Annotated in this window: 27 protein-coding genes and 1 riboswitch; of the genes, 17 read left to right on the top strand and 10 right to left on the bottom strand. The window is 51.1% G+C overall.

Features of this window, described 5'->3' with window-relative positions:
- Positions 1-53: 53 nt before the first annotated feature.
- Entirely contained in the window at positions 54-530 is a 477-nt protein-coding gene (locus NST37_RS16450) for a glutathione peroxidase (RefSeq protein WP_031932800.1), read from the bottom strand.
- Positions 531-605: 75 nt separating this feature from the next.
- A complete protein-coding gene (locus tag NST37_RS16445) occupies positions 606-839 on the bottom strand; it encodes a hypothetical protein (protein WP_003386310.1) in 234 nt (77 codons plus the stop codon).
- Between the two features lie 255 nt (positions 840-1,094).
- Between NST37_RS16445 and NST37_RS16440 the strand changes: the two genes are divergently transcribed.
- The 3 genes from NST37_RS16440 (at position 1,095) to NST37_RS16430 (ending at position 3,204) form a co-directional block, all read left to right on the top strand.
- Positions 1,095-1,421, top strand: a complete 327-nt coding sequence (locus NST37_RS16440) for a YlaH-like family protein (RefSeq protein ID WP_003386309.1) — start codon at positions 1,095-1,097, stop codon at positions 1,419-1,421.
- Positions 1,422-1,433: 12 nt separating this feature from the next.
- Positions 1,434-1,709 carry a hypothetical protein gene (locus NST37_RS16435; RefSeq protein ID WP_003386308.1) on the top strand — a complete coding sequence of 92 codons (276 nt, stop codon included), beginning with the start codon at positions 1,434-1,436 and terminating at the stop codon, positions 1,707-1,709.
- A gap of 142 nt (positions 1,710-1,851) precedes the next feature.
- Positions 1,852-3,204: a fucose-binding lectin II gene (locus NST37_RS16430; protein WP_251246958.1), complete on the top strand. Its 1,353-nt coding sequence runs from the start codon at positions 1,852-1,854 to the stop codon at positions 3,202-3,204.
- Positions 3,205-3,279: 75 nt separating this feature from the next.
- On the opposite strand, the gene NST37_RS16425 is transcribed toward NST37_RS16430, so the two are convergent.
- Complete coding sequence (locus NST37_RS16425) at positions 3,280-3,615, bottom strand: DUF5665 domain-containing protein (protein WP_003386306.1); 336 nt, start codon at positions 3,613-3,615, stop codon at positions 3,280-3,282.
- A 150-nt stretch (positions 3,616-3,765) separates the two neighbouring features.
- Here NST37_RS16425 and NST37_RS16420 point away from each other — a divergent pair, with 150 nt between their 5' ends.
- From NST37_RS16420 to NST37_RS16410, 3 genes are all read left to right on the top strand, one after another.
- Positions 3,766-4,224, top strand: a complete 459-nt coding sequence (locus NST37_RS16420; RefSeq protein WP_024984000.1) for a pyridoxamine 5'-phosphate oxidase family protein — start codon at positions 3,766-3,768, stop codon at positions 4,222-4,224.
- Between the two features lie 92 nt (positions 4,225-4,316).
- A riboswitch (SAM riboswitch) is annotated at positions 4,317-4,434 on the top strand.
- Positions 4,435-4,528: 94 nt separating this feature from the next.
- Positions 4,529-5,692, top strand: coding sequence for an aminotransferase class I/II-fold pyridoxal phosphate-dependent enzyme (locus NST37_RS16415; protein WP_003386303.1), 1,164 nt, complete (start codon positions 4,529-4,531; stop codon positions 5,690-5,692).
- Complete coding sequence (locus tag NST37_RS16410; protein WP_003386302.1) at positions 5,689-6,873, top strand: aminotransferase class I/II-fold pyridoxal phosphate-dependent enzyme; 1,185 nt, start codon at positions 5,689-5,691, stop codon at positions 6,871-6,873. Before NST37_RS16415 ends, NST37_RS16410 begins: the two co-directional genes overlap by 4 nt.
- Positions 6,874-6,904: 31 nt before the next feature.
- On the opposite strand, the gene NST37_RS16405 is transcribed toward NST37_RS16410, so the two are convergent.
- Positions 6,905-7,516 carry a YhcN/YlaJ family sporulation lipoprotein gene (locus NST37_RS16405; RefSeq protein ID WP_339185571.1) on the bottom strand — a complete coding sequence of 204 codons (612 nt, stop codon included), beginning with the start codon at positions 7,514-7,516 and terminating at the stop codon, positions 6,905-6,907.
- Positions 7,517-7,713: 197 nt separating this feature from the next.
- Between NST37_RS16405 and NST37_RS16400 the strand changes: the two genes are divergently transcribed.
- Positions 7,714-9,048 carry a PhoH family protein gene (locus NST37_RS16400; RefSeq protein ID WP_003386300.1) on the top strand — a complete coding sequence of 445 codons (1,335 nt, stop codon included), beginning with the start codon at positions 7,714-7,716 and terminating at the stop codon, positions 9,046-9,048.
- Between the two features lie 693 nt (positions 9,049-9,741).
- On the opposite strand, the gene NST37_RS16395 is transcribed toward NST37_RS16400, so the two are convergent.
- On the bottom strand, positions 9,742-10,215 hold the full coding sequence (locus tag NST37_RS16395) for a DinB family protein (RefSeq protein WP_003386299.1): 474 nt from the start codon (positions 10,213-10,215) through the stop codon (positions 9,742-9,744).
- A gap of 129 nt (positions 10,216-10,344) precedes the next feature.
- Here NST37_RS16395 and NST37_RS16390 point away from each other — a divergent pair, with 129 nt between their 5' ends.
- Complete coding sequence (locus NST37_RS16390; protein WP_003386298.1) at positions 10,345-10,791, top strand: hypothetical protein; 447 nt, start codon at positions 10,345-10,347, stop codon at positions 10,789-10,791.
- Between the two features lie 108 nt (positions 10,792-10,899).
- Entirely contained in the window at positions 10,900-11,451 is a 552-nt protein-coding gene (locus NST37_RS16385) for a hypothetical protein (protein WP_003386296.1), read from the top strand.
- A gap of 63 nt (positions 11,452-11,514) precedes the next feature.
- On the opposite strand, the gene NST37_RS16380 is transcribed toward NST37_RS16385, so the two are convergent.
- A complete protein-coding gene (locus NST37_RS16380; protein ID WP_003386294.1) occupies positions 11,515-12,012 on the bottom strand; it encodes a hypothetical protein in 498 nt (165 codons plus the stop codon).
- Positions 12,013-12,074: 62 nt separating this feature from the next.
- Here NST37_RS16380 and NST37_RS16375 point away from each other — a divergent pair, with 62 nt between their 5' ends.
- Complete coding sequence (locus tag NST37_RS16375; protein ID WP_003386293.1) at positions 12,075-12,722, top strand: MBL fold metallo-hydrolase; 648 nt, start codon at positions 12,075-12,077, stop codon at positions 12,720-12,722.
- Between the two features lie 55 nt (positions 12,723-12,777).
- Positions 12,778-14,163, top strand: a complete 1,386-nt coding sequence (locus NST37_RS16370) for a CapA family protein (RefSeq protein WP_339185570.1) — start codon at positions 12,778-12,780, stop codon at positions 14,161-14,163.
- Between the two features lie 31 nt (positions 14,164-14,194).
- Here the strand turns inward: NST37_RS16370 and NST37_RS16365 are convergent, their stop codons facing one another.
- Complete coding sequence (locus NST37_RS16365; RefSeq protein ID WP_003386291.1) at positions 14,195-15,262, bottom strand: hypothetical protein; 1,068 nt, start codon at positions 15,260-15,262, stop codon at positions 14,195-14,197.
- Positions 15,263-15,386: 124 nt separating this feature from the next.
- On the opposite strand from NST37_RS16365, the gene NST37_RS16360 reads away from it, so the two are divergent.
- The gene (locus tag NST37_RS16360; RefSeq protein WP_339185569.1) at positions 15,387-16,532 is read left to right on the top strand and encodes an SAM-dependent methyltransferase; all 1,146 of its coding nucleotides are present in this window, start codon (positions 15,387-15,389) and stop codon (positions 16,530-16,532) included.
- Positions 16,533-16,590: 58 nt separating this feature from the next.
- Here NST37_RS16360 and NST37_RS16355 read toward each other — a convergent pair whose 3' ends face one another.
- Both NST37_RS16355 and NST37_RS16350 read right to left on the bottom strand, forming a co-directional pair.
- Positions 16,591-16,860 carry a DUF2626 domain-containing protein gene (locus NST37_RS16355; RefSeq protein ID WP_003386289.1) on the bottom strand — a complete coding sequence of 90 codons (270 nt, stop codon included), beginning with the start codon at positions 16,858-16,860 and terminating at the stop codon, positions 16,591-16,593.
- A 133-nt stretch (positions 16,861-16,993) separates the two neighbouring features.
- Complete coding sequence (locus NST37_RS16350) at positions 16,994-17,722, bottom strand: helix-turn-helix domain-containing protein (protein WP_024983993.1); 729 nt, start codon at positions 17,720-17,722, stop codon at positions 16,994-16,996.
- A gap of 248 nt (positions 17,723-17,970) precedes the next feature.
- Here NST37_RS16350 and NST37_RS16345 point away from each other — a divergent pair, with 248 nt between their 5' ends.
- From NST37_RS16345 to NST37_RS16335, 3 genes are all read left to right on the top strand, one after another.
- Entirely contained in the window at positions 17,971-18,348 is a 378-nt protein-coding gene (locus NST37_RS16345; RefSeq protein WP_003386287.1) for a Spx/MgsR family RNA polymerase-binding regulatory protein, read from the top strand.
- 88 nt (positions 18,349-18,436) lie between these two features.
- Positions 18,437-19,192, top strand: coding sequence for an enoyl-CoA hydratase/isomerase family protein (locus NST37_RS16340; RefSeq protein ID WP_003386286.1), 756 nt, complete (start codon positions 18,437-18,439; stop codon positions 19,190-19,192).
- A 147-nt stretch (positions 19,193-19,339) separates the two neighbouring features.
- Positions 19,340-19,969, top strand: a complete 630-nt coding sequence (locus NST37_RS16335) for an RsfA family transcriptional regulator (protein WP_024983991.1) — start codon at positions 19,340-19,342, stop codon at positions 19,967-19,969.
- Positions 19,970-20,047: 78 nt separating this feature from the next.
- On the opposite strand, the gene NST37_RS16330 is transcribed toward NST37_RS16335, so the two are convergent.
- On the bottom strand, positions 20,048-20,515 hold the full coding sequence (locus NST37_RS16330) for an N-acetyltransferase (RefSeq protein ID WP_003386284.1): 468 nt from the start codon (positions 20,513-20,515) through the stop codon (positions 20,048-20,050).
- 272 nt (positions 20,516-20,787) lie between these two features.
- Between NST37_RS16330 and NST37_RS16325 the strand changes: the two genes are divergently transcribed.
- Both NST37_RS16325 and NST37_RS16320 read left to right on the top strand, forming a co-directional pair.
- Positions 20,788-22,131 carry an acetyl-CoA carboxylase biotin carboxylase subunit gene (locus NST37_RS16325; RefSeq protein ID WP_339185568.1) on the top strand — a complete coding sequence of 448 codons (1,344 nt, stop codon included), beginning with the start codon at positions 20,788-20,790 and terminating at the stop codon, positions 22,129-22,131.
- Between the two features lie 14 nt (positions 22,132-22,145).
- On the top strand, positions 22,146-22,358 hold the full coding sequence (locus NST37_RS16320) for an acetyl-CoA carboxylase biotin carboxyl carrier protein subunit (RefSeq protein ID WP_003386282.1): 213 nt from the start codon (positions 22,146-22,148) through the stop codon (positions 22,356-22,358).
- Positions 22,359-22,398: the final 40 nt, after the last annotated feature.

Raw genomic sequence — 22,398 nt, 5'->3', positions numbered from 1 at the left:
AAAAAACATCGCAGGCATTCACCCGAGACCAATGTGTATGAACTGGTTTGCCCCTACTGCAAATACTGTTCGATCAGCCCGGTCAATTCTTCCGGCTTCACCCGCGGATCAATCCGCTTGACGACGTTTCCTTCACGGTCGACCAGAAATTTGGCAAAATTCCATTCAATGTCCTGGTTTTCCTCGTTGGGGGCGTGCTGCTTCAGATACTGATACAGGGGATGAGCATTCGGTCCGTTTACATCAATTTTGGCAAACAGGGGAAAAGTCACTCCGTAATTTCGATCGCAAAATGCCGAAATTTCTTCAGCCGTACCAGGCTCCTGAGCGCCGAATTGATTGCACGGAAAACCAAGTACGACCAAACCGCGGTCACGATAGCGCTCATATAATTCCTGCAGTCCTTTGTACTGCGGAGTCAGCCCGCAAGCACTGGCAGTGTTGACGATCAGAAGCAGGTTGCCCTTGTAGCGGGCCAGTGTCGTTTCTTCACCAGCGATGGTTGTGACGGGGATGTCGTAAATACGCAAGGATTCCACCTCTTTCAAAGAGTTGTGATCCCGTCCACTATACCACGTCAAAGGGGAGTCATTCCAGCCTGCCGGCTAAAGCAACTGTTTGATAATCGTCATTTCGACCTCGGACAAGATGATTTGCTGCACAGATTCCGACCCTTTTCGTGCGGTGCTTTGCAGGATGCGTACAACTCCCTCCGGGTTTTGGGCGATAATTGTGCGGATCTCCCCATTCCCGCTCTTTCGCCGAGAATCATGCATGACAGAATAACCGAAGCGCTCCTGCAGAAACTGCAGGCTTGCCTGTACCTGAGCGTGCTTCATGCGAACCCCTCCCGACCGCTTCTTTTCTATTGAACGTATGAAAAAAACAGGACGAGAATGCATGCCAATCTGTCAACCTGCAGTCACAGCATTTTGACAGGTTTCAAGGCAACTGATAAAGTGATAAGGATGGGGTAAACCAGTGCAAGAGCCTCTGGGAAACATCATTACATACGAGAGAAAATGCGGGGGAGAATTCGCTGGTTTGCGAGCGCTTACCCGAAGCAGTATGGCCGCAGGGCAGGAGGGTTAAAGATGGAATGGTTTGAGGTTGTTTCTACCTATGCTCCTTCTTCAACGGAGGGACTTTCGGCTTATGACAGCTTTCGGATGTGGGCTGATCATAACCGGGTGTGGATCATTTTTGTACAATTGATACTTGTCTATTACATGGGATTTGCCACTCGTGTGCGAATGCCCATTTTAAAAACAATTTTGCTTTACGTACTGCTCTTTATCGGCGCTCTGATCTTTGGCATTCTGGATGTGCAGCTGCCTGTGAAAAGCGCCCTGCTCGTAGCGATTGCCATCCTGGTGATCGTCAAGGTCAGAATCAAGCCGGAAGGAAGCAGCAGAAAGTGAGGGGGAGCGCACGTGAAGCGTGAGGATGCATTGGCCAATTGGCTGCAGATCAGGATCGTTGCGGATGCTCGTCCGGACGATCGCTCCGCCGCTGATACTGCCGCCTTTTTTGAGGCCATTCTCAAAGAGGATCATCAGGCGAGCAACCTGACCTACGAGGCAAATGAAGACAGCTACGTGGTTTCCGTTCTATGCAATCAAGAGAAGGTCGAACGGAGATACGATCGTGAGGAGGCAGAATCCCTGCTGAGGGCAATCGAGCTTGAACCGCGATACAATGAATCATAATCACTGTTCTGAAACAAGATGGCTCCGCCTTGCATGCTTTGGCGGGGCCCTATTTTTTATTTCTGCAACTTTTCCAAAGTTGCCCTCGTCTGTAACTGTGCCCAGGGCATTGAGGGAAAACATGGAAAGGGGAAGTACATCAATGAAAAAATACATGACCAGGCCCGTGCTGGCAGTTGTGGCTGCCGCTACGATAATTGGGGGCGTAACGCCGCTGCTGGCCAATGCCAGTACAACCGGAAGCAGCAGTGCGATCAAGGTTGTCATGAACGAAGAAGGCAAGCAAGTGACTCGCTACAATCTGAAAGAGCTGGCAACAAACGATCCGGCCACGCTCAATCTGTTGCTGAAAACGCAGGCAGATCACTTGTACATTGTAGTGGACAAACTGAATCTCGACGTAAAAATGCAAACGTACATTGAGCAAAATGAGGCGGAGTGGAACCGGATTTACAAGGAGTACTATTCCGATATTTACCTCGAAGTACGTTTTGACGAAACCGAGCAGGGCTTTGTCAGCCTAACTCCAGAGACAAAAGAAAGCACCACCTACCTGAAAGGTGAAGTAACGGATGAAGTAACCAAAGTCGTGGTTGTCAAGCCAAATGGCGACAGCATCGAAGTCGTGCCAACGGCCAACGACAGCTTTTCGGTGAGCTTTGCGGCCACTGTGAGCGCGACTCCGCAATACGCGACAGTGAAAGCTTACGTCAACGACAAACTGGTCGATACCCGCGAAGTGCGGATCAACTCGGGAACTGTTGTAGATTCCGATGTTTTGATTCATACGCAGGCTGTTTTGGATAGCAAAAAGGGTGAATTGAAAGTAAACGGCATTGTAAACCTTACGGCAGGCAAAGTAGTCGTGACCTATGACGGAGACAAGAGAGGCGCCGGCGTGAAAAAGCTGTGGGACGGTGTCGGCTCCTATTCAGTCACCATGAAGGATGTAGAGGCTGACAAAGGGAAAGTATTGATTGAGGTGTACAAGGACGGCAAGAAGCTTGATTCGGAATCCGTCGATCTGCTTGTTGTCAACAAGCCGGATAAACCGACCAAGCCGGAAACGCCGAAGCCTGCCCAATACAAAATTACCGGAACCGCCAAGCTTGACGCCAAAGATAAGGAAATTGAAGTAGAAGGGGAAATCGCAGGATTCTCCAAAAACCAAAAAGCGAAGCTGTATGTAATCGCTCCGGACGGCAAAAAACACGAGGTCAAGATAGACGATGACGGGGAGTTCGAAGTGGAGCTCTCTTACAAAAATCGTTCTTACAGCGCCAAGTCCGTCCATCTGGAAGTAGTCGTTGACGGGAAGGTCGTAGCACAAGCTGACATTCCTCACGGTACGCCAGTAAACGAAGTTGATGACGATAAAGATAAAGATAAGAAAAAGAAGGACAAAGACAAAAAGCATCCGAACGGAAATGCGTATGGCTACTGGAAAAAGCATGGCCATGACGATGACGATAACGACGATCGCGACAACGATTAATCCGTTGCATTCTTGAGCGGCCACGAATGGCAATCTTCTTTCTGCTCCGGGCAGCTTGCCAATCATTCCATTTGACTAGGGCTGACGGTAGGTGGAGACATAATCCATCAGTTGGCTGATGTAGTCCCCGATGATGGGAATCGAGAGGAATTTGCTCAGGACGGAACCGAGAATGGCCAGTACGATGGCTGTTCCGATCGTCAGTCCCAGGCCCCGTGCCAGACCTGCCAGGAAATTGATCCAAAGCAGCTTGCGCGGGGCTGTATAATTTTGAATGACATCTGCCAGACGGATATCCTCTAAAAACATGGCGATTTTGTCCATCCGGTCATTTAATTTGCGTGCCTCCTGAATTTCTTCGAGGAGCTGGTCAATCTTTGACAACAGGCGGTCTGTGGGGCTTTGTGACATCTGGTTTCTCCTCCTGTCTCCTATGGTTACCAGTTAAGTAACAGTGTAGGGAAAAAAAGGGGAAGAATCAAGCGCATGCCGGAAAGGTTTGCCTATCTCTTCCTTGGCGGGTACAATAGACGTACAAAACTTACACAAGGAGGCTTCGGAATGGCTGAGACCGTATCCCAAACGCTTTCGGAGGAACTGTTCGGGTTGTTGCAGCAGGAGCGGTTTATCACATTGGGCACCATTGACCATGAGTCTGGGGCGCCATCGCTCAGCTCGCTTTCCTGGACGTTTGCGGCATCGCCGCAAGTCATCCGGTTTGCGGTAGACAACCGTTCACGCATCTTGACCAATATCGCCAAGCAGCCACAAGTGGTTCTGCATTTGATTGGTGCTGGCTCTTCTTATGCCATTAACGGAAGGGCTGTATTGAAGAGTGAGCGGATGGAGGAGGTTCCCCTGAAGCTGGCGATGGTGGAGGTTACCATTGAGGCGGTGCGTGATGTCATGTTCTACGGTTCCCGTATCTCCGTAGAACCGCAGTATGAAAAAACATATGATAAAAATGCGGCGGCGAAGCTGGACAATCAGGTGATGACAGCACTGCGCAAAGCGGAGTAACAGAGAAAACGGGTGAAAACGAAGAGGAAATATCTGTTGACAATCACTCGATATTTCCGTTAGTATTAGGATCAACAAATTGAATAGCAAACTTCTTATCCAGAGAGGCGGAGGGACTGGCCCGATGATGCCCGGCAACCAATTTTCCTGTTAACAGGACGATACTGGTGCTAATTCCTGCAGAGCAAATCATGCTCTGAAAGATGAGAAGGGTTTGCTTGCGGCGACGTAAACAAAGCCTTCTTTTCAAAAGAAAAGAGGGCTTTTTCATGCCCTCAACATCAAAGCAGAGGGAGAGATTGCTATGCATCTGGAAACGAAACTGGTACAGGCGGGGGTAGGTCGTGATACGATCACGGGCGCGGTAAGCTTCCCGGTTTACTATGCGACCGCTTACCGCCACCCGTCTCTTGGTCAAAGTACCGGATACGATTACACCCGTACGGCCAATCCGACACGCAAGGTGCTGGAGGAGGCGATCGCAGAGGCCGAGTGCGGTGATGCCGGTTTTGCCTGTGCTTCCGGGATGGCAGCGATTCACACAGTCATGGGACTTTTTTCTCAAGGCGACCATTTGATCGTTTCGCTTGATTTATACGGTGGGACATACCGTCTTTTTGAGCAGGTCCTTTCCCGCTACGGGCTCCAGTTCAGCTATGTTGATCTGCGCGATCTTCAGGCATTTGCGGGCGCGATCCGTCCGGAGACAAAAGCCGTTCTCATCGAGACGCCGACAAATCCGCTGATGCAAATAACGGATATCGCTTGCGTAGCCGGGATCGCCAAACGAAGCGGTTTGCTGACCATCGTGGACAATACCTTTATGACGCCGTACTATCAGCGTCCACTGGAGCTGGGGGCAGATCTGGTGCTCCATAGCGGGACGAAATATCTTGGAGGCCACAATGACGTGCTGGCTGGCCTGATTGTGACAAAAGGCGCTGAGTTGTCTGAAAAGGTCCGGTTTTTGCACAACTCCATCGGTGCAACCCTCGGCCCACAGGATTGCTGGCTGCTGGTCAGAGGCATGAAGACGCTCGCTTTGCGTATGGAGCGACATCAGAGCAATGCTCTCCAGGTTGCGCGCAAACTGCGGGAGCATCCGGCGGTCACCGATGTATTCTATCCGGGATTGGACGATCATCCCGGCTACGAGATTCAGAGCAAACAGGCGACCGGTTACAGCGGCATGGTGTCCTTCCGCGTTCGCTTCTCTGCTCAGGTGGGGCCGTTTTTGGAAAACTTGCGCATCATCTCTTTTGCGGAGAGTCTGGGAGGCGTCGAGTCTTTGTGCACGTATCCGGCGACACAGACTCATGCCGACATTCCGCAAAAAATTCGAGAATACGTCGGGGTCTGTGATCGTTTGCTGCGATTGTCGGTAGGAGTTGAACATCCGGATGATTTGATTCATGATTTGATACAGGCTCTCGATGCAAGTCTGGTAGCGGAAGGGTGTAGACGATGAAATTTGCCACGAAACTGCTTCACGGGACATCTTGTTTCGATCCGGTGACCGGTGCGGCATCCACGCCGATTTACCAGGCATCTACGTTTCACCAAGCGGATTTGGACCGTCCGGGCGCATACGACTATGCGCGGTCCGGCAACCCGACCCGGCATGCATTGGAAGAGGCGATTGCCGTCCTGGAGGGCGGTGCGCGGGGATTTGCATTTGCTTCCGGCATGGCCGCGATTTCCAGCGTGTTTATGCTGTTTTCCGCGGGCGATCATGTTGTCGTGGCAGAAGATGTCTACGGCGGAACGTATCGCTTTTTGACCAAAGTGTTGTCCCGCATGAATATTGACGTTACGTTCGTGGATACGACCTGCGTAGAGGCAGTGGAGAGAGCCGTCACTCCTCGCACTCGCGGGATCTACCTGGAGACACCTTCTAATCCGACGTTGAAGGTGACAGACATCGCAGCTGTCTGCCATATCGCAAAGGCCAAGAATATCATAGTCATTGTCGACAATACGTTTCTGACCCCGTACTACCAGCGTCCGCTTGAACTCGGAGCAGATATCGTCATCCACTCAGCGACGAAGTTCATCGGCGGCCACAGCGATGTCGTTGCAGGGCTGGCTGTTACCAAGGATGCTGAGCTGGGTGAACAGCTTTACTTTATCCAAAACGGCATGGGAGCGGTACTCGGAGCGCAGGATTCCTGGCTGGTGATGCGCGGGCTGAAATCGCTGAAAGCCAGACTGGATGTAAGCACCCAAACAGCGGAAAAGATCGCTCGATGGCTCGCAAATCATCCTTCCGTTGCAAAGGTACATTATACGGGACTAGAGGGTCATCCCGGCCACCAGCTCCAATCGAGGCAGGCGAGCGGCCACGGAGCCGTGCTGTCCTTTGATGTGGGCAGCAGAGAGCGGGCGAAGGCTTTGTTTGATCGGGTTACGCTTCCGATCGTAGCGGTCAGTCTCGGAGCCGTAGAAACCATTCTGTCGTATCCGGCGATGATGTCACATGCCGCTATGCCAGCGGCAGAAAGAGAGCGTCGCGGTATAACGGACGGATTGATTCGCTTATCCGCCGGACTGGAAGACGCTGACGACCTCGTCCGCGACCTGGAACAGGCGCTTGAAGGTGTAGAGGCCGCTTTATCTGAAAGCAAAAGCAAGGCATTCTCCGGGGCATAACCGGGAGAATGCCTTTTTATTGAGGAGCTTTTTACTGCCGGTTGACCGGTATTTTGCGATTTCCTTCCGGTTTTGCGTTGCCGCTGTTGTTCAGGCGTTGTTCGTTTTCTCTGGATGGCGCTTCCTCTTTCATTTGAACATCGCGAGGGGCTTGGGGAATGATGCGTCCGACAATATCAGCCAATTCTTCCGCAATACCCGCCACGGGCCGGCCTTTTTGCATATCAGTGGACATTTCCCGCAAGCGTTGAACGATGTCGGGATCGGCCGTTACGAGCGCAGTGGCGCCTTGGGGATCTTCCTTCAAGGCTTCTGCCACTGTATATTTGATGACCCCTACTTCAGGGCGATCCAGGTGGGCGTTGATGTCGATGCCGACAACAGCCCATTTGCCCAATACAACAGCGGTGGCATCCTTTACGTTTGGTACACGGGTGGCCAGTTGGACCAGCCGGTCTGCAGTAGCTTGTGACGATTGGTTATAGCCAGGGGACGGTGCTGTTTGCTGTACGCGCTGCGTTTCATCTGCCCGTTTCCCGGGCTGCGGTGCTGCTTGATTCCCGGGAGGCTTGTTGCCAGACATGCAGGCGGAGAGCAGCAGGCTGACACTGAGTACAAGTACGGCTGTCCGCTTCACGGTCATTCTCCTTCGCTTCTTAAGTTGCTCCCACACAAGTCATGCATGATTATCTGTATTTTGTTCTCCTGTCCACCTTTTCATGCGGGACTCGTCTATCTTCACTCTTGCCGACATAGACTGTAGTACATCACGTCGCGGCTACTGAGCATCCCACCCGCAATTGCATAGGGTATAACAGATGGGTAATAGGAGGCGAGATTTTGAAGAAAATCTACGTGCTGGACACCAACGTACTCCTGCAAGATCCACGAGCGATGTTTTCCTTTGCGGATAACGAAATCGTCATACCCGCCGTGGTGTTGGAAGAAATTGATTCTAAAAAGCGCTATATGGACGAGATTGGCCGCAACGCTCGTTATGTGTCGCGGCTGTTTGACAGCTTTCGCGAATTGGGGCATCTGCATCAAGGCATCCTTTTGGAAACGGGTGCGCTATTGCGCGTCGAATTGAACCATTCCTCGCTTGCCAAGCTTCAAAAGCAATTTACGGAAATGACCAATGACAACCGCATTCTGGCGGTAGCGCTTAACTTGCAGGAAGAAGAAAACCTCTTGCCTCAACCACGCCCTGTCATACTCGTCTCGAAGGATGCCCTGATGCGAGTGAAAGCTGATGCGCTTGGACTGATTGCCGAGGACTTTCTTTCGGACCGCGTCGTCGGCGAGTATTCCCACATTTACAGTGGTTATCACAAAATGCAGGTTGCCCCGGAAATCATCAAAAATTATTACGGCAGCCGAAAGTTGTCACTTTCCACCTGTTTTCCGCAGCAGCGTTTTTATCCCCATCAGTTCCTGGTGCTGAAGGATGAGTTGAATCCGTCCATATCGGCTATCGGGAAGGTTGACATCGATGGAAAGAATCTGGAGATGCTGGTCGCTGACGACGATCCGATCTGGGGAATCAGGGCCCGCAATGTCCAGCAGCGGATGGCTTTCGAATTGCTCTTGCGAGAGGATATTCCGCTGGTGACGATGACAGGAAAAGCGGGTACCGGGAAGACCTTGCTGGCATTGGCTGCGGGGCTTTTGCAAATTGAAGATTTGCAAACATACAAGAAGCTGCTTGTAGCAAGGCCAATCGTCCCGTTGGGGAAAGACATTGGCTATTTGCCCGGTGAGAAGGAAGAGAAGCTTCGTCCCTGGATGCAGCCGATTTACGATAATTTGGAGTATTTGTTCAATACAAAACGCTCCGGTGACCTTGACAAAATATTGGCAGGGATGGGCAGCATTCAGGTAGAAGCGCTGACGTATATCCGCGGGCGTTCCATTCCGGAGCAGTACATTATCATTGATGAAGCGCAAAACCTGACAAAGCATGAAGTGAAAACCATTTTGACTAGGGTGGGGGAAGGGTCGAAGATCGTATTGATGGGAGATCCCGAGCAGATCGACCATCCATACCTGGACGAGAGCAACAATGGACTTACGTACGTGGTGGAGATGTTTAAGGATCAGAAACTGGCTGGTCATATCCGCTTGGAAAAAGGGGAGCGCAGCGTTCTGGCACAGCTTGCGGCAGACTTGCTGTAAGTGTGCATAGTGCAAGCGAATCCGGACATACTAGGATTGTCGAACCCGATGATCCATGAATCAAAATCGGCGAAAGCCTTCCAGGAGGCGAAGAACCGTGGATGGTCATGATCACGCTCTCGATATCAATCGAACTGGCGGACACCGTACTCTTTAGGTAAGACAAACTCTGTTACGGAGGTTGAGGAGCTAAAGAGAATAATCGGTACTACCCCATAGCAACGGGTTCGACACGGCCGCTCCCAATTTGGGAGCGGTTTTGATTTATGGCTAAAAACGCGATCAGCAATCTTTTGGTAAAAAGATAGACAACGAATCGACAAATAAAGTGCTTTTTCGATAAAGGGAATATATGGAATATAGTGAATATATAGTAAATAAGGAGGTGAAAACAATGAAAAAACTGGCTGGTATTCTACTCGGAGCAGCTCTGGTTTTTACGCTGTCCTCTTCAGTCACGGCAAATTCGGAAGCTTGCGCTGGCTGCAAAGCGCCAAAACCTCATCCGGATTGCGTATGTCTGAATGGTGGTCCACAATGGGCCTGCCCGTGGTGATTTCAGTTCTGAATATTCAATCAAATACTTAATTTCAGCAAGGTCGAACTGCCATAAACTCTTAGCCACCTCTCGGGTGGTATTTTTTTTGACTTCCTGTCAGGCAAAAGAAAAAGCCCGGTATCCCGGGCAAACGGCTAAGCTTGATTTTGCAGAGCTTTTCTCAACAATGTAACCGTGCTTGCGTGCATGCCTTCATGGTACAAGCTGAATAAAAACATGCCCCCAAATGTATCGATTTCGGCTTTTCCGCGAAGGTTGAACGGGCTGGGAAGCTTTTCTTCAAAGCGATCGGCAAACTCTTTTTTAATCCGTTCCGTTTGCTCTGCCAATTGTTGGTTCAATGTTTCCAGGGTAGGAAGCTCCCCTTGCCAATCGGCAGGTTTTGTGCCGGGGCCGAACAGGGCCGCATAAGATTCGGGGAGGTGCGGAGCTTTTCCCCCGTAGAGCAGAGCATCCTGGGTAAATAAAACGTGGCCAATATTCCAGCGGATATTGTTGGAAAACCCTTCCGGCACAATGTCGGCCTGCTCTTCCTTCGTTGCCTGCAGCGTAGCAAGCGTAAGACTGCGGACTACATCGTAATGATCCCAAGCATGTGCAATGTTCATTCGCATTACCGCCTTCCATCTTCGTATCCATACAAAAAAATGTTACTTGAAATTGTCGCTGGTGAAAATATCCGAATGTGCTATGGTTGTCTCTTTCCCCATAAAGATGAAGCAAGGGGGGAGTGAAGCATGGTTACACTGGATACATCTATTTCTTTTTTGATTTACATCACGGCGGTTTCCAGCGCGGCCGCAGGGGTGACAGAGGCTGTCAAATCGGTCGTACCTTTTCTAAATACAGATTACGAAGCAAAAGAAGACAGGCTGGAGGATCACAATCATGCTGCCCGGCTTTCCCACTACAAAAAATTCCTGAATTTGCTCATCTCTGTTGTCGCAGCCGGTCTGATTTTTGGTTTTCTCCGGCTAGACCCGGCTTTGATTCTAGTCGGTGCCCCATCTGCTTTTGTAGAGAACTCCTGGCAGTTGGGTACGTGGATGTGGGGAATCGTCGCAGTCTTCGGCTCTCCGTTTTTTGCGTCGCTCCTAAAAATTCTCGAGTGCTGGAAGCATAATATGAACGGAAACCATATCCCCAACAAGCCGCGGCAAAAGGTGAGCGGCCCGAAGCAATAGGAGGCATCCTTTTCCCTTTCCCGAGTGCCGTACGCTCTATTGCCCCTTGCACAGCTCTTGCGATAAGATAGCCTTGTGCAATTTTGAGAAAAAAAGGGAGAAGCAGGCATGAGAAGAAAGTACGGACTTTTGGCAATTTGCTTCCTGCTGACAGTCTTTCTGCTTCAGGCGTGCGGATCGGCTGAATCGGCAAAGGGAGGATTGTCCGCCGCATTTGATCCGGAAAATCCGCAAGAATACGGCATTCGCGGCATTTATTTGGGACAAAACGTCAAAGAGGCGATGGACGTCCTGAAGCCGGCAAAGGCCGATTTTATGGATGCTGTGACGAGAGAGAGCTATACGTTGGACCAAATGGCTTCCGGAGCCGGTACCGTTGTCATGGGATTGCTCCTGGTCGACGATACCCAACTGATAGTCATGGTGAAGCAAGGTGTCTTGAAATCGATCGCAGTCGGAGGCGTTCCTCCGGAAAAAGCCGCCCAATTTGCCACGAATCGCGGATTGGCTGTCTATGACAGCTTCCAACGCTTGCAGGAGCTGTATGGCCAGGCGAAGCCCGGGCAGGAAGTGTCGCTTCAAGGAAGCAAGTACAAGGCGCTATTCAGCATTCACGATGACAAGGTGATCGGTTTTCGTTTCGATACGATTGGCGATTGACAGAGATGGGATACAACGTTCGCAAACAGCCATGCGTGCATCCTTCGGGTAGCGTATGGTTTTTTACACGTCTTTGTCCTGCCAGAGTACAGAGATGTTGTAGGCCCGGGCAATTCCGTCGATTAACTGATCATGGGCAGGATCAATCAGGTACAGATCAGCCGGCGTGGAGGGAATGCGCCCGAGGATAGTTTCCTTCATTTGTTCCAGCGCCGCCCATTGATCCTGATCGTCACCTGCGGATACATCAAGCGAAAAAAATGCGACCCGATCTGCATACAGGTAAGTATGGCCTTCCTGGCTTTCAAACCCGATGTCATCCAGGTGAATGATTTCCGTGTCGGGAGGGAGAAGCCAAAGGGAGAATTCCTCTCCCAGCATCGAGGCTTTCGTCAACAGCTCGTTCAGCTTTTGACGATCATGCTCGCCTTCAACGATGAGCAGCTGTCCATCGCGGTCAAACACATTGACATTGTCTCCGATTTTATGTATGACTTGAGCATAGAATCCGGGAAGCTTGCCGGCCGGGGCTTGCATTTCAACACCGAACATTCGTTTCATCGTCATCACTCCACTTTACGCCGTTTTCTTTCATCGTATCATAGTTCATAAGGAGGTTTCACATGAAAGAGGCCAATATGAAAATCGAGAGCTTTGCGCTTGGAGCGTTTCAGACAAATGCGTATGTGCTGACCCATCCGGAAACACAGGAATGTATCGTCATCGATCCGGGAATGGAACCGGAACCTCTTCTTCGTGCACTGGAAGGCAAAAAGGTAGCGGCTGTGCTGCTGACCCACGCCCATCTGGACCATATCGGCGGTTTGAATGCTGTCAGAGCGTTGACAAAAGCGCCTGTCTACATCCATCCTTTGGAGAGTGAATGGTTGACGAATCCCGACCTGAATGGTTCCAGTCGCTGGAATTTGCCGGAACCGATTATTTGTGAGCCAGCCGAATATGAATTGGCCGATGGACAGATGCTGGAGCTTGCCGGTTTTTCTCTCCGCGTTCTGCATACACCGGGCCATTCTCCGGGAAGCTGTTCGTTTGTCATAGGGAAACATTGTTTTGGCGGCGACGTGCTGTTTGCCCAGAGCATCGGCAGAACGGATTTGCCAGGCGGCGACTTTGAGACGCTGATGATCAGCATTCAAGACAAATTGTTTGAACTGGATGACGATACGATCGTCTACCCGGGACATGGCCCCAAAACGACGATCGACGCAGAGAAAACCTTCAATCCATACGTAACGGGGATGCTTCGATAGAGCGCCCCACGGAAGCGAGTGGAAGGACAGGAAAACAAAAGGAGTTTACTGACACATGAGAAAAAAATGGTGTTCACTGGTGATCGTCGTTGCGCTTGGCTGGGGAACAGTTGGATGTGTCCCGCAGACAGGAAAGACCGATCAAACCACAGCAGCCCCTGTCTCTTCCGCCGCGGCTCAAGAGCCGGCTGACTTACCTGCTGAGGCACCTGCAGACAAACCAACGGACCAACCAACAGACCAACCAACAGACCAACCAACAGACCAACCAACAGACCAACCAACAGACAAACCTGTAGACGAGCCAGCAGATGTCTCAACCGAAGAGTCCGGCACCAACCATGCAGCGGGACTATCGGCACCGCTTTCCCGTTTTCCGGAGCAGCGCATCACGCTAATGGCTGTAGGTGACATCATGGTCCATGACGAACAACTGGAAGCCGCTCTTTTGCAGGATAAAAAAACCTATGATTTTGCACCGTCATTTGCGTACGTGAAACCGATTTTTCAAGAAGCCGACTGGTTGATCGGCAACCTGGAAACGACACTCGCCGGGCAAGAGCTGCGCTATTCCGGTTATCCGATGTTCAATTCCCCGGATTCTTTGGCCGATACGCTAAAACAGCTCGGTTTTACCGCCCTGACGACAGCCAATAACCATTCCATGGACCGAAAAGAAAAGGGCGTGCGGAGAACAATCGATCAGTTGGATCGGGTCGGCTTGCTCCATACCGGAACGTTTCGGGACGAAGCAAGCCGCAATGAGCCGCTTATCTTGAACAAAGACGGCTTTACGATGGCGCTGCTCTCGTACACGTACGGGACGAATGGCATTCCGATTCCAAAGGATAAGCCTTACCTGGTCAATTTGATCAATCCCGATCTGATCAAGGCAGACATCGCGAAAGCAAGAGCAGCGGGTGTCGATCTGGTCGCGGTCGCGCTCCATTTTGGAAACGAGTACCAGCGCATGCCAAACGCCAAGCAGCGGGAGACTGCCGAGCTGTGCATCAAGTTCGGAGCCGACCTGGTGCTAGGGGCGCACCCCCATGTCGTGCAGCCGTATGAATGGAAGACGATGACACTGGAGGATGGGAGTACCCACACCGGATTTATTGCCTATTCACTGGGCAATTTTATTTCCGCCCAACGCCGGGATTACAAAGACGTAGGAGTGATCCTGAAGCTCACCTTGTACAAAGGAGAATCAGGAGAAGCCAAAGTGGAAAAAGCGGAATGGACGACAACCTATGTTCATTATTATCGGAAGAATGGAAAACGTCATTATGTCATTTATCCTGTACCGCTCGCTGTTTCAGCCATGGAGCAAGGTCAGAAGCCGCCTGTGCTTGGCAAGGAACTGGCCGATTTCCTGAACCGGCTGCAAAAGGAAATGGATACGCATCTGAATTCGATGAATAAACAGACGAAGGCCAGCTAGGAAGCTGGCCTTTTTTGCGTGCAAGGGGGATTTATTTTTTTCCGAAGCCAAAGGGGAAGTTGACCTTCAGCTGCAAACGGAGTTCTTCATCCATCATGCTGATCCCCTGCACCTGAATGTTCGGGGAGATCAATTCCGGATAAAAGCCGAGGTCGTACTGCTTCTCCATCTCTTCAACAGTGGAGGAAGGCAGGGCAAAGCCGTCGAAATACAATTCATTGATCTTAAATTTCAACTGTTTCGGCGAAACGAGCTCATATGATCCGACGAGCCGAAGCTTCATGTGATCGTATTCACCTTCAACGATGAGCTGATTGTTTTCAAATTGAAAACGAGACTGTTTGAACAGGTCGTTTTTACTCATCAGAAACTGGTTGAAATCATTCTGATTGATCGTCAGCGTGTGAAGGAACAGCCCTTCCGACTGGATTCTCTCCGGTGTCGCCAGCTCGGGAATTTGGAACATGACGGTCGACAACTGGGTAAAGAAGGTTTGGAAGGCGGGCAGACCGCGTTTTTGCCAATCGACGATCAAATGGTCCATCAGCGATTGCACGCTGGTTGCATCTCCAACCATTTGCAGGTTTTTTTCTTTTTCCGTCTGGACGGCCAGCATTTCGGCCAGCTGCAGCTCGTATTGCTTGCGCAGGTCTTGCAGGGCCGTCAACCGTTCCAGCTTGTCTGCTTGCAGAGCTGTCATCTTGGCGCGTTCTGCCTGAAATTTTTCCAGGCGCGAGATATCCCGCTCATAGAGAAGCTGCAGGAACTCAAACATCAACAGAAAATCGTTGAAATTCTCGGCATCAAACAGAAGTGTCAGAAACGACACTCGTTCTCCCATGTAATAGGCTCTGGCGACTTCACCAGCATGTCTCCTCATCGCTTCGATGACTGCCTTTTGCCGTTGCATGTCCAGATCGAGACGGGCTATTTCCCCGCTCAGCTTTCCTTCCTCCTGTTTGATCAGGCCCAAGGTTCTTTCCAGTTCTTTTTGTGTAAAGTGCTGCTGCAGGATCAATTGTTCCAAAGGAGGCGCTTCCTGGGCAAAAGCGGTAAGCGGAATCGCGGCCAGCAGTAACACGAGCAAAATTTTACGCATCTCTTCACCTTTTGTTTCGTAGCGTGATTGGAGCAACTAGCCAAATACGCTCTCACCACATTGTATGATCTCTTTTCGTATTATAGCCTTAGTTGGCGGAATTTGGATAGCAGGAGAAGTGAAGATGACGACAATATCCAGAATTTACAAGGAAATAGAGAGCCATCCGGAGGGGGCAATCCCGTTTGTCCGCTTCATGGAGCTGGCGTTGTATGATGAAAGCGAGGGCTATTATACAAACAGCCGCCCAAAGATCGGAAAGGAAGGCGATTTCTTTACAAGTGCATCTGTGCACCCGGTTTTTGCGGAGACCTTGGCTGACGCGGTGGCAGAGATGTGGGACGCGGGAAAATGGCGTTCGCCTGCTCTGATAGAGATCGGTGGCGGGACCGGGGCATTGTGCAGCGGCATGCTTGCTCGATTGCAGGAGAGCTCTCCGCATTTGTTCGATTCCATCCAGGTCGTCCTGATCGAAGCAAGTCCGTATCACAGGGAGCTGCAGAAACAGGCGCTGTCGAAGTGGGGGCTGCCTGTCCGCGCCTATCAAAGTCTCGAGCAAGCGGCAGCATCCGAGAGCCTGCAGGGTGTCGTGTTCTCCAATGAGTGGCTGGATGCTTTTCCGGTACATATCGCTGAAAAAACGCAGAAGGGCTGGCAAGAGGTATGGGTCACCAAAAACGGCGATCAATTGGCAGAGTGCTATCGGGACCCGATCCCTCCGCTGGCCCGTTACTTGGCCGAGATTGACAATGGATTGCCCACAGGCATGAGGGTGGAAGCCAATCTCGGAATCGAGGAGACATTCGCACAACTCTCCCGGCTGCTCCGTTCTGGATACGTGATGACCATCGATTACGGCGACTTGCAGGAGGAGCTATACCATCCGAGCAGAAAGCGGGGGACGCTGATGTGCTACCGCCGTCACCAAGCCGATGATAATCCATACGAGCATGTCGGCGACAAAGATATTACGGCGCATGTCAATTTCTCCGCGCTGATCCGCGCAGGGGAGCGGGAGGGATTTCAGAAGGTCACGTATATGCGCCAGGATCAGTTTCTGATCAGGAGCGGGATACTGGAAAAAGCGGTCAATCATACGGACAGAGATCCGTTTACCAGCCAGGCGATGAAACGGAACAGAGCAATCCAACAGCTGATTTACCCAGGGGGCTTGGGCGGGATGTTCCGGGTGCTGGTGCAAGCAAAAGGGGAGGTTACAAGTCACGGGTTTCGTTTCCAAACAGCAGAAAAGTACGGGGAGAAAAGATGACGGCAGCGTGAAGATGCCAAGAAAAAAAGATGCTCATCAGATGTGAGCATCTTTTTTCTTACAGAAACGATTGAATCATCATGGAGTGCTCTTGCGGTCCTACCGGCATCACGAAGAACGTGTAATAGGTGAACCCAACGAAGGAGACAAACATAAAACCGAAGAAGATGTTCAAGTATGCCCGCTCAGTCAGATTCATGTAGCTGAGCGCCACAAAGAATGCGGTCAGGCCGAAGAACAACAGGGCCATCGGGTACAAGCCAGCCCAGAACGACATCAGCGCGATTGCGATCGTCCAGAAGCCCAGTACGCGATACATACGATCCATCTGTAATCCCTCCTTTTGCAGCAAGTCGGCAATATTTACAAGATTCCTTCCCCATTATATAGGACAGGAGGAGACGTGTAAACGGGAAGGTATGACGGTTTTTTGACTGTCTTGGTAAATGCTGCTGGTTTAGCTAATCAACCGACATTTGGCAGTCCAGCTCGGGTACGCGGACTACCGTGTAATTGCATGAGCGGCAGCCGCTCAGCATCGATTCGTCTTCTCGTAACTCAATTTGCCCAAAGTATGTTTCAAATATTCCCGTCAACAAGGCGTTATGCATCCTGCATACAGAGGAAGGATAGCGCTTGGCCGTTTCGGAAAAGGTGCAATTGAATACGCGAAAGCGCAAACGTCCGTCCTGGAGCGCTTCGATGTCAGGCTTCAAGCCTTGGGCGACGACCAGCCGGTGTATATGCTCCAGCTTTTCTTCAAAGGAAGCTTTGTTTTCATCTAAAGGGAACTCCTTCAAGGCGCGTTTCGCCATTTCCGTTCCCATCCGATAGCCCATCTTGGTTAGCGCAGCTTCCCCGGCCTCGCCGAGTGAAAGGATGCTTTCTATCGCTATGTCCGCCAAGAGGCGGTAATCTCGCGGAGGAAATTGCAGGCTGACCACCTGATCGGAAAGCGAATATAGACGGCTGGGACGCCCGCCTTTTCCGCTCTTGTCAGAAGCTGAGCTGAGCAGATTGACATCCTCAAGCTTGGTCAGATGAAGACGGGCTACATTGGGATGGATCGAGAAGTGTTCGGCCACGTCTTGAACGGTAACGGGCTCCCTGCTGTTGGAAACGTACTGGTATATTGAAAAACGGGTAGAATCAGCCAAAGCGCTTGTAAGTTTCTGAGCATCGCATTCCATACCGTTCTCCCCTTTCCGTTGACAAATTACATTAAGTGTATCCGATTTTTCTTCGATTGTTAAGGTAAGAGTGTGCAGCCGATGGGTTTTAGCGCTGTCGATTGCCGTTATATCTAATCGTATTTTTTAGATTTAATACTATTGACATAGTGTTAATACCACATTTATAATCCAAAGTAGAAAAGGTTTTTTTATTAGCTTACTTTTAGATAGCTGATTATGCGATAGATGAGATGGAGGGTTATAAGATGGCTGTTGCAGAGCGTACACGTACCCAAAAATTGACTTTTTTCACGTATCCGAGCTGTACTTCCTGTCGGAAGGCGAAGGCATGGCTGGCGGAAAACGGAGTGAACTATGAAGAGCGTCATTTGTTTAAAAATCCGCCCACATCAGAAGAACTGCTGGAGATCATCAAAATGACAACGAACGGGTTGGATGAAATCCTGTCTACACGCAGTCAGCGATTCAAAAATCTGGATGTGGACATCAACGATATGTCTGTGAGCGAGCTTTTGGAAATGTTGAGCGAAGAACCGCAATTGCTGAAACGTCCGATCTTGACTGACGGCGAGAACCTGATCGTCGGCTTCAATCAATCTGCTATGAAAAACCTGCTTTCCTAATTCGAGGAGAAGGGTAGCCCCCTTCTCTTTTCTCTTTTTTCAGAGGGGGTTACAATGGGGAAAACGAGCGAGAAAGGGTGGAGACCGGGTGGAAACGATTCGGGTAGAAAAACGGGACGGCATCGCGACAATCACTTTTCATCGTCCAAAGGTACATAATGCGATCAGTCTGGAAATGGCAGAAGAGCTGCAGCAGGCAATCGAGGACGCTTCGGCGGATAAGGAAATCAAAGTAATCATTTTCACCGGGGAAGGTGCGAGCTTCGTCTCCGGCGGGGATGTGAGGCAATTCATCGCTGCTCGCGGCAAGGAGCAGGCTCTGCCCATCCTCAGCAAGGTGGCGGATGTGCTCCAGGCAGTGGAGACTGCAAAAAAGCCTACGATTGCCATGATCAATGGACATGCGCTCGGCGGGGGCAGTGAATTTGCGATTTCCTGCAACTTTCGGTTCGCCAGTGAAACCGCAGTGCTGGGCTTTGTGCAAATCGGGCTCCATATCACGACGGGCTGGGGAGGAGGCTCGCGGCTGCTGGACAAGCTCCCGGAGTCCAAAGCACTGGCCCTCCTGTTGACAGGGGCAAGACTCAGCGCCGAAGAAGCGAAAGGCTACGGACTGGTGGACCGCGTCTGCCATCCTGAGCGCCTGCGCGAGGAGACGGAACAGTTCGCCGCGGCAATCGCCGCCCGTCCCTTGGCCAGCATCGAAGCATATATGGACATGCTCGCCTGGAAGCGAAAAGGGTTGTCACTGGCGGAACGCACGCGCCGGGAAGTCAGCCAATGCGCCGAGCTATGGGGAAATGACGAGCACGTGCGTCTTGTAGAGAAATTTTTAGGCAAATAGAGAATAGGAACTCGCCAGCTCCGCTCCCGTTTAAACAATTGTGTGCTTGGACATACTTTTTCTAGTAGAAAACGATTCTACCAGAGTAGGAAAAAGCATAGGATGGAGTACATCATCCTTTTAAAGGTAACGGGAGGGACTTCATACATGGTAGCTTCCAGACAGGACGCATGGACTGAAGATGACGATCTGGTGTTGGCGGAAGTCACCCTACGCCATATTCGCGAGGGCGGGACGCAGCTTGCTGCTTTTGAAGAAGTAGGGCAACGCCTTGGGCGTACGGCGGCCGCATGCGGATTTCGCTGGAACAGTTGTGTGCGCAAAAGATATGACGCAGCGATTGTGATAGCGAAAAACCAGCGGCAGCAGTTGAAAAAGATGGGACGGCTTACTTCTGTCCAAACAGAGGTAAATGGAGAGGCACAGCTTCTGAGAAAACAGCAATCGCCGGTCCAGCAGCTCTCTCCAAGCGGCTCAGCCGAGGAGCAGATTGAAGCAGTGATTCGGATGCTGATGAATCACAAGGATTTGGTCCGAAAGGTACGGCAGCTTGAACAAGAGTTGGAAGGAAAGGTTTTGGAGATAAAAGAGTTGAAGGAAGCGCACGACAGGATGAAAAAAGACTTGGAACAGGTCCAGGGAGTCAACGAGGATTACAAAGCGTTGGTTCAAATCATGGAGCGTGCACGGAAAATGGCCTTCTTGAATGAAGAGGAGCCCGTGAAAGCCATTTTCAAAATGGACGAGAACGGGAATTTGGAGAGGGTGGAAAAATAGACCCGAAAGTCTGCAAGGGACAGCGAATCATGAAAAAGAAGCGGCCGCATAGCCGCTTCTTTCGTTTTTCAAACCCCGTCAGTCTTGAAGTCCGACACCCTCTGGGAGCCATACATAAGGGTTTTCGCCGCGGTCACGGACCGGGTTGTACTTGACCGGAGTAAAACCCATCTTCAACCAGAATTCATCCGCACGACAGCGGGAGTTGGTCTTGATCGGGGCACCGAAGCTCTTGGCATGGTTCACCAGAGCAGTACCGTAGTCCTTGCCGCGATAATCCGGAAGGACCTCCAGCTTCCACAGCTCGTAGTAATCCTGAGCGGGGGCAAAGTAACGATCGTACTTGCCGTCGATTTTGTAAAGGCTCATCCGCGCCACCAGCAAATCATTGTCATAGATGCCGTAGAAAGGAGATTCGGAATCGTTTTCCACGATGTTCGCCTCCAGGTCTTCCTTCATCGAAAGCTCCTCCAGGCCAAATTCGCGGAATCTTTGAAACTCCTCCAAAGTCTTGTAGTTGATGTTTAGACGTTTTACCTCAAACATGAGTAAGCCACTCCTCTCACGCGCTTTGCCTTGCCATAACATTACTTATCATTATACACAAAATCGGTTACATCTGAGCGCATTTTCTCCTTTTGTCCCATCTGTTTGCAAAAAATGTTTTCGTCTCCATGGAAAAAATTTAAATTTCAACCTAGAACTATGTCATATCTCATGGCAAAATAGAGAGAAGCAAAACAATTTCGACAATCGTCCGGACGAGTTGCAAACGGTTTCACGGTGCCGGCCGATTGGTCTTGGAGAGGAGCGTTGCCATGCGAAAAGTATTGATCGCCAATCGCGGGGAAATCGCCAGGCGGATTATTCGCACCTGCCGGGAGCAGGGGCTGGGGACGGTAGCGGTGTTTTCAGACGCAGACAAAGATCTTCCCTTTGGCCGTGAAGCAGACGAGGCCGTACATATCGGCCCGCCACCGGTACCGCACAGTTACCTCAATGTAGACGCCATCATCGCTGCGGCCAAACAGACAGGGGCGGATGCCGTTCATCCGGGTTACGGATTGCTGTCCGAAAATGCAGCGTTTGCCCGCCGCTGTCAGGAGGAAGGCCTGCTCTTCATCGGTCCATCGCCAGAGGTGATCGCCCAGATGGGAGATAAATTGACGGCTCGAAACGTGATGCACAACGCAGGAGTCCCGATCGTACCAGGCTGCAAGGAACCCGCGAAGTCTCCTGACGAGGCGGCGCAGCTGGCTTCGGAGATCGGGTATCCGGTCATGCTGAAAGCGAGCGCTGGCGGCGGGGGGATCGGCATGCAGATTTGCCGTGACGAAGCCGAGCTGAGGCAAGCGTATCAATCGGCAAAGGGCAGGGCAAAGGCGTACTTCGGCAACGATGCGATGTACATTGAGCGCTATGTCGATGAGCCACGTCACATCGAAGTGCAGATCGCCGGGGACATTCACGGAAACGTTCTGCATATTCTGGAGAGAGAGTGCTCGATCCAAAGAAGACATCAGAAGGTACTGGAGGAAAGTCCTTCTCCCTTTTTGGACGACGATACGAGAGAGAAGCTCTGCAGCGCAGCGGTGCAGGCAGCACGTGCTGTAGGCTACACCGGTGTCGGAACAGTAGAGTTCATCGTCGATGGAAACAAACAATTCTATTTTTTGGAAATGAATACACGCCTGCAGGTAGAACACCCTGTCACGGAGGAAATGACCGGACTTGATCTGGTCGCCATGCAGTTGGCTATTGCGAGAGGAGAAAAACTCTCATTTGCTCAGGAAGATATCAAGGCGATCCGGCACGCGATAGAGCTGCGGGTCTATGCAGAAGACCCGGTCACGTTTATGCCTTCGCCGGGAACGATCACGCTGTATCAGCCGCCGCAGCTGGAGGGCGTCCGGATCGACGACGGTGTGGAAACAGGGACACAAGTGACCCCGTTCTACGATCCGATGATTGCCAAGGTCATCGCTTCCGGAGCGGACCGGAGCGAAGCGATCAAGCGGGCGAAAGCGGCAATGCAGCAATTTGTCCTCACCGGAATCAAAACCAATATTCCATTCTTGCTGGAGGTACTCGAAGACGAGCAGTTCGTCCGGGGAACCTATACCACTCGTTTCATCCAGGAACGGAAACAAAAATCAGTCTAAGGAGTGCGAGCAAAATGAAGAATGTAGCAGCAACGATGGCAGGAACAGTCATCAACATCCTGGTGCAAAAAGGCGATCAAGTCAAAGCCGGTCAAGATGTGATCGTACTGGAATCAATGAAGATGGAAGTGCCGGTTCAGGCGGAAGCAGACGGCGTTGTTGCCGAGATCAAAGTCAACAGCGGCGATTTTGTCAACGATGGAGATGTGATCGTCGTACTGGAATAGAATGGGGCTGCTTCTAAACTGAGCGCCCGCTAGGAAAGGG

It is taken from the genome of Brevibacillus sp. FSL K6-6036 (assembly GCF_037964015.1).
Taxonomy (GTDB): domain Bacteria; phylum Bacillota; class Bacilli; order Brevibacillales; family Brevibacillaceae; genus Brevibacillus; species Brevibacillus borstelensis.
This window is presented reverse-complemented; position numbering and strand designations above follow the sequence as displayed.

Coding starts and splice junctions, on each gene's coding strand:
- NST37_RS16445 (WP_003386310.1), bottom strand. CDS start 839: ATGAAGCACGCTCAGGTACAGGCAAGCCTGCAGTTTCTGCAGGAGCGC.
- NST37_RS16440 (WP_003386309.1), top strand. CDS start 1,095: ATGGAATGGTTTGAGGTTGTTTCTACCTATGCTCCTTCTTCAACGGAG.
- NST37_RS16430 (WP_251246958.1), top strand. CDS start 1,852: ATGAAAAAATACATGACCAGGCCCGTGCTGGCAGTTGTGGCTGCCGCT.
- NST37_RS16425 (WP_003386306.1), bottom strand. CDS start 3,615: ATGTCACAAAGCCCCACAGACCGCCTGTTGTCAAAGATTGACCAGCTC.
- NST37_RS16420 (WP_024984000.1), top strand. CDS start 3,766: ATGGCTGAGACCGTATCCCAAACGCTTTCGGAGGAACTGTTCGGGTTG.
- NST37_RS16415 (WP_003386303.1), top strand. CDS start 4,529: ATGCATCTGGAAACGAAACTGGTACAGGCGGGGGTAGGTCGTGATACG.
- NST37_RS16410 (WP_003386302.1), top strand. CDS start 5,689: ATGAAATTTGCCACGAAACTGCTTCACGGGACATCTTGTTTCGATCCG.
- NST37_RS16405 (WP_339185571.1), bottom strand. CDS start 7,516: ATGACCGTGAAGCGGACAGCCGTACTTGTACTCAGTGTCAGCCTGCTG.
- NST37_RS16395 (WP_003386299.1), bottom strand. CDS start 10,215: ATGAACATTGCACATGCTTGGGATCATTACGATGTAGTCCGCAGTCTT.
- NST37_RS16390 (WP_003386298.1), top strand. CDS start 10,345: ATGGTTACACTGGATACATCTATTTCTTTTTTGATTTACATCACGGCG.
- NST37_RS16385 (WP_003386296.1), top strand. CDS start 10,900: ATGAGAAGAAAGTACGGACTTTTGGCAATTTGCTTCCTGCTGACAGTC.
- NST37_RS16380 (WP_003386294.1), bottom strand. CDS start 12,012: ATGAAACGAATGTTCGGTGTTGAAATGCAAGCCCCGGCCGGCAAGCTT.
- NST37_RS16375 (WP_003386293.1), top strand. CDS start 12,075: ATGAAAGAGGCCAATATGAAAATCGAGAGCTTTGCGCTTGGAGCGTTT.
- NST37_RS16370 (WP_339185570.1), top strand. CDS start 12,778: ATGAGAAAAAAATGGTGTTCACTGGTGATCGTCGTTGCGCTTGGCTGG.
- NST37_RS16365 (WP_003386291.1), bottom strand. CDS start 15,262: ATGCGTAAAATTTTGCTCGTGTTACTGCTGGCCGCGATTCCGCTTACC.
- NST37_RS16360 (WP_339185569.1), top strand. CDS start 15,387: ATGACGACAATATCCAGAATTTACAAGGAAATAGAGAGCCATCCGGAG.
- NST37_RS16355 (WP_003386289.1), bottom strand. CDS start 16,860: ATGGATCGTATGTATCGCGTACTGGGCTTCTGGACGATCGCAATCGCG.
- NST37_RS16350 (WP_024983993.1), bottom strand. CDS start 17,722: ATGGAATGCGATGCTCAGAAACTTACAAGCGCTTTGGCTGATTCTACC.
- NST37_RS16345 (WP_003386287.1), top strand. CDS start 17,971: ATGGCTGTTGCAGAGCGTACACGTACCCAAAAATTGACTTTTTTCACG.
- NST37_RS16335 (WP_024983991.1), top strand. CDS start 19,340: ATGGTAGCTTCCAGACAGGACGCATGGACTGAAGATGACGATCTGGTG.
- NST37_RS16330 (WP_003386284.1), bottom strand. CDS start 20,515: ATGTTTGAGGTAAAACGTCTAAACATCAACTACAAGACTTTGGAGGAG.
- NST37_RS16325 (WP_339185568.1), top strand. CDS start 20,788: ATGCGAAAAGTATTGATCGCCAATCGCGGGGAAATCGCCAGGCGGATT.
- NST37_RS16320 (WP_003386282.1), top strand. CDS start 22,146: ATGAAGAATGTAGCAGCAACGATGGCAGGAACAGTCATCAACATCCTG.